The 3,943-nt window shown below is 65.7% G+C and carries 3 protein-coding genes and 1 pseudogene; 2 read left to right on the top strand and 2 right to left on the bottom strand.

Translation table 11 applies throughout. From position 1 onward, the window contains the following. Window positions 1-27: 27 nt before the first annotated feature. Window positions 28-1,692, bottom strand: a complete 1,665-nt coding sequence (locus A5906_RS34015; RefSeq protein ID WP_080139477.1) for an aminotransferase class III-fold pyridoxal phosphate-dependent enzyme — start codon at window positions 1,690-1,692, stop codon at window positions 28-30. A 35-nt stretch (window positions 1,693-1,727) separates the two neighbouring features. Here A5906_RS34015 and asd point away from each other — a divergent pair, with 35 nt between their 5' ends. Continuing rightward, the gene (gene asd / locus A5906_RS34010) at window positions 1,728-2,591 is read left to right on the top strand and encodes an archaetidylserine decarboxylase (RefSeq protein ID WP_080139476.1); all 864 of its coding nucleotides are present in this window, start codon (window positions 1,728-1,730) and stop codon (window positions 2,589-2,591) included. 68 nt (window positions 2,592-2,659) lie between these two features. Further along, window positions 2,660-3,223, top strand: a complete 564-nt coding sequence (locus tag A5906_RS34005; protein ID WP_080139475.1) for an NUDIX hydrolase — start codon at window positions 2,660-2,662, stop codon at window positions 3,221-3,223. 302 nt (window positions 3,224-3,525) lie between these two features. Here the strand turns inward: A5906_RS34005 and A5906_RS45555 are convergent. Then, window positions 3,526-3,943 (bottom strand): annotated as a pseudogene (locus tag A5906_RS45555) (iron dicitrate transport regulator FecR); the annotation flags it as partial.

Here is a 3,943-nt window from a genome sequence, read left to right as displayed (position 1 = left end):
GGCGGAGCAAGCCCGCGCAGCGCAGCCTCAGCGTCCCAAGCGCTTGGCCAGCATTTCCTTCAGGATCTGCCGCTTGATGTTCTTGTTGGTGAGCACGCCATCGTGCCACCAGAAGCCGTCGGCCCTCATCTTCTCTGCCGCGCGGACGAAACGTTCGGCGACCTCCGTGAAGTCGGCATCGGTGTAGTTCAGGCTGAAGATCAGTCGTCCCGTGCCGACCCAGCTCAGCGCCAGGCCCTCGGCGCGAAGGTAATATTGCAGCATCCAGTTGTAGCGGGACGGGGTGGTGTATTTCACCGTCCAGATCGACGAGAAGTTGGCGAACCGCACCGGCAGGTCGGCGCTCTCCATCATCTGGTTGAGTTTCTGCACGCGCCCGTTCCAGGTCGCCTCCAGTCCGTCATAGACGGCGCGGAAGTTCGGGCTGGCGAGCCGGCTCAGGAACTCGTCCATGGCCGTCATGACGTAGGGGTGCGAGTTGAAGGTGCCGCGGGCGAAGCAGATGTCGGCGGGACGATCGTCGCGGAAGCGGCGCATCAGCTCCTTCTTGCCGCAGACGACGCCGACCGGCAGGCCGCCGGCAAGGCTCTTGCCGTAGGTCACCATGTCGGCCTTGACGCCGAAATATTCCTGGGCGCCGCCGGCGGCGAGACGGAACCCGACGAAGACCTCGTCGAAGATCAGGACGATGCCGCGCTCGGTGCAGATCTCGCGCAGCTTCTTCAGCCATTCCGTGTAGGCGGCGCGATCGAAATTGCCGCCGCGGGAGGAATCGACCAGCGAGGAGTCGCCGGGCGCGTTGACGTTCGGATGCAGGCCCTGCAGCGGGTTGACCAGCACGCAGGCGATGTCCTTGCGTGTCTTCAGCACGTGCAGCGTCTTCTCCGACATCTCGGCGAGAGTGTAGGTCTCGTGCGCGGGAATGGGATTGCCGACGCCGGGCTGCACGTCGCCCCACCAGCCGTGATAGGCGCCGGCGAAACGGACGAGGTGCGTGCGCTTGGTGTGGTAGCGCGCCAGCCGCACCGCCTGCATCACGGCCTCGGTGCCGGACATGTGGAACGAGACTTCGTCGAGGCCCGCGATCTGGCGGAGCCGCTGCACGTTCTCGAGGATGACGGGGTGGTAGGGGCCGAGCACGGGACCCAGCGCATGCGCGCGCTTCTCGGAGCCCTCGATGCATTCCTTGTAGAAGTCGTTGCCGAAGATGTTGACGCCGTAGGACCCTGTCAGGTCGTAGGAGGTGTTGCCGTCGACGTCGGTGACGGTGACGCCGCTCGAGGACTCCATGAAGGTCGAGGTGCCCAAGTTCTCGCGGACGAGACGCGAGAACTGGAACGGCACGCGGTAGCTTTCGGTGAAGTTGAGGTCGGAGATCGTCTCCGCCGCTTCCTTTGTCATCGCGCGGCCCTTCGGGTAGCGCTCGGCGTAGAGGCGTGCGAGGCGGAAGAAGCCGTCCTTGCGCTGGGCCACGATGTTCGCAGGCGCGCCGTCACAGCCGAAGTATTTGTCACCTTCGAATTCGTAGAACGGGAGCAGCTTTGCCACCCGGCGCGACATCTTGGAGTGCCCCGCGAGCGAGCGGTGCTTGGCGCGGGACAACTCGACCCGCGCCTTGATCTTCGGGAGGACGGCGGCAGCGGAGGCTGCGGCGGCCACGGACATCGAGAGAATCGGGAGTGTCGTTTCCATGACAACAAGCGCTAATACTGTGAGCTGACAGATTCATGACAGTCAAAGCCCTCATCGCCTCTTTCACCCAGCAGGAAGACCTCAACTTCCTGTTGACCAACCGCATCCCGCGCGCGGCGCTGACCCGCTTCATGGGCTGGTTCTCCAAGCTCGAGAATCCCTTCGTGCGGGACTTCTCGATCGCGCTGTGGAAGCTGTTCTCCGACCTCGACCTGTCGGAGGCGCGCAAGACCCACTTCACCAGCCTGCACGACTGCTTCACCCGGGAGCTGAAGCCGGGTCTGCGGCCGTTCGATCCGGACCCGTCCGTCGTCGCCAGCCCGTCAGACGGCATCGTCGGCGCCCACGGGAAGATCGCCGACACCGAACTGTTCCAGGTGAAGGGCGCGCCCTATTCGCTGCTGGACCTGCTGGGTGACTCCGCGCTGGTCGATCAGCACCGCAACGGAAGCTTCGTCACGCTGCGGCTGACCTCGAGCATGTATCACCGCTTCCATGCGCCCCATGACGCGCATATCGAGCGCGTCACGCTGATTCATGGCGACGTCTGGAACGTCAACCCGATTGCCTTGAAGAGGGTCGAGCGGCTGTTCTGCAAGAACGAGCGCGCGGTGATCCGCACGCATCTGTCGACCGGCGAGGCGGTGACGTTGGTGCCGGTGGCGGCCATCCTGGTTGCGAGCATCCGCCTGCACTTCCTCGACATGGTGCTGAACGCGCAGACGAAGGGGCCGGTCAATTTCCCGTGCGACGTCAACGTGAGCAAGGGCGAGGAGCTCGGGTGGTTCGAGCACGGCTCGACCATCATCATCCTTGCGCCCGGCAATTTTTCGTTTTGCGACGGCATCGCCGAGGGCACGCGCATTCGCGCGGGCCAGGCGCTGCTCAGGAGAAGGTAGCCTTCAATCCGCCGTCCCCGGCCCCTATATCGTCTTTCGGGGACGGTTCGACGATACGGGTTTGAGCGATGGCGCGGGCGCCGGTCATGGCGGCGGGTGGTATTGTGCTGCGGCGTGGGACCGTGCCGCTGGTTGCAGTCGTGCGCCAGCGCAAGCGCAATGAATGGGTCTTGCCCAAGGGCAAGCTCGACGACGGCGAGACGCCGAAAGAGGCCGCGCACCGCGAGGTGCTGGAAGAAACCGGCCACGACGTCGCCATCCACGAGTTTTTGGGCACGCTGGTCTACCAGTCCGGTGGCCGCTCAAAAGTCGTGCATTTCTGGCGGATGGAGGCCGATGGCGGTCCGGTCCGCAAGCTGATGAACGACATCAAGGCAGTCGACTGGCTGACGCTGGACGAGGCGATTGCTCGCCTGTCGCGCGAATACGAACGCGCCTTCCTGACTCAGATCGGCCCGATCGCACTCGCGGCGGCAGGACTTGTGCCATCGCCGGCATCCGAGCCGACGCTGGTGGCGGACGATATCGATGCGGCCTTGCAGACGCTGACGCCGGCTGAGGCGGCGTCGGTTGAGGAGCTGCAGCATGGACTGCTGCAGAAGGTAAAGGCCTGGCTGCGCGGCGAGGCGTGAGGCCTATCACGCCAGGTAGCCTGCGGTGAGCCGATCTCCGCGAGCCGGCATGCCTACAAGAGCCTCAGCTCACTCCAAGCCGTGATTGCGAGCGCAGCGAAGCAATCCAGATTCTTTCCGCGGAGAGACTCTGGATTGCTTCGCTGCGCTCGCAATGACGGAGGAGAGGGCCACCGACGTTAGGCGTCGAATCTCGTGGTGAGGAGCGCGCATCGCGCGCGTCTCGAACCATGCGGCCCGACTGTGGCCTCGCCCTTCGAGACGCTTGCTTCGCAAGCTCCTCAGGATGAGGGGCGGAACTGTCACCGCCGCTCCTTCTCCTTCGGCGCGGATTTGCGCGGCGCTGCGGGGCGTTGCGCGGCGGGGATGCGCTGCTGGAATCCGCCCTGGCGCTGCACGCCCGGCTGTTGTGTTGCGGGCGGTTGCCCCGGCTGCATGCCGGTGCGCGGCTGTTGCGGTTGCGGGCCAGGTTGCGGCGTTGCGCCCGGCTGTGGCGGAACGACTCCTCCAGGCTGAATCTGACCGCCGCGTTGCGGCGGCGTTTGTGGCGTTCCGTTGAGCGCCGGGCTCTGCCCAGCGGGCGGTGCGCCTGGACGTCCGGCACCTTGCTGCTGGCCGGGCTGCGGCTGCCCTTGCTGCCGGCCGCGCTGCTGCTGCCCCTGGTTCGCGCGCTGGCCACCCGGCTGCACGGCGCCGCCTTGTTGGCCCTGCCGCTGCGGC

The sequence above is a fragment of the Bradyrhizobium sacchari genome, assembly GCF_002068095.1.
In the GTDB taxonomy this organism is placed as follows: Bacteria; Pseudomonadota; Alphaproteobacteria; order Rhizobiales; family Xanthobacteraceae; genus Bradyrhizobium; species Bradyrhizobium sacchari.
This window is presented reverse-complemented; position numbering and strand designations above follow the sequence as displayed.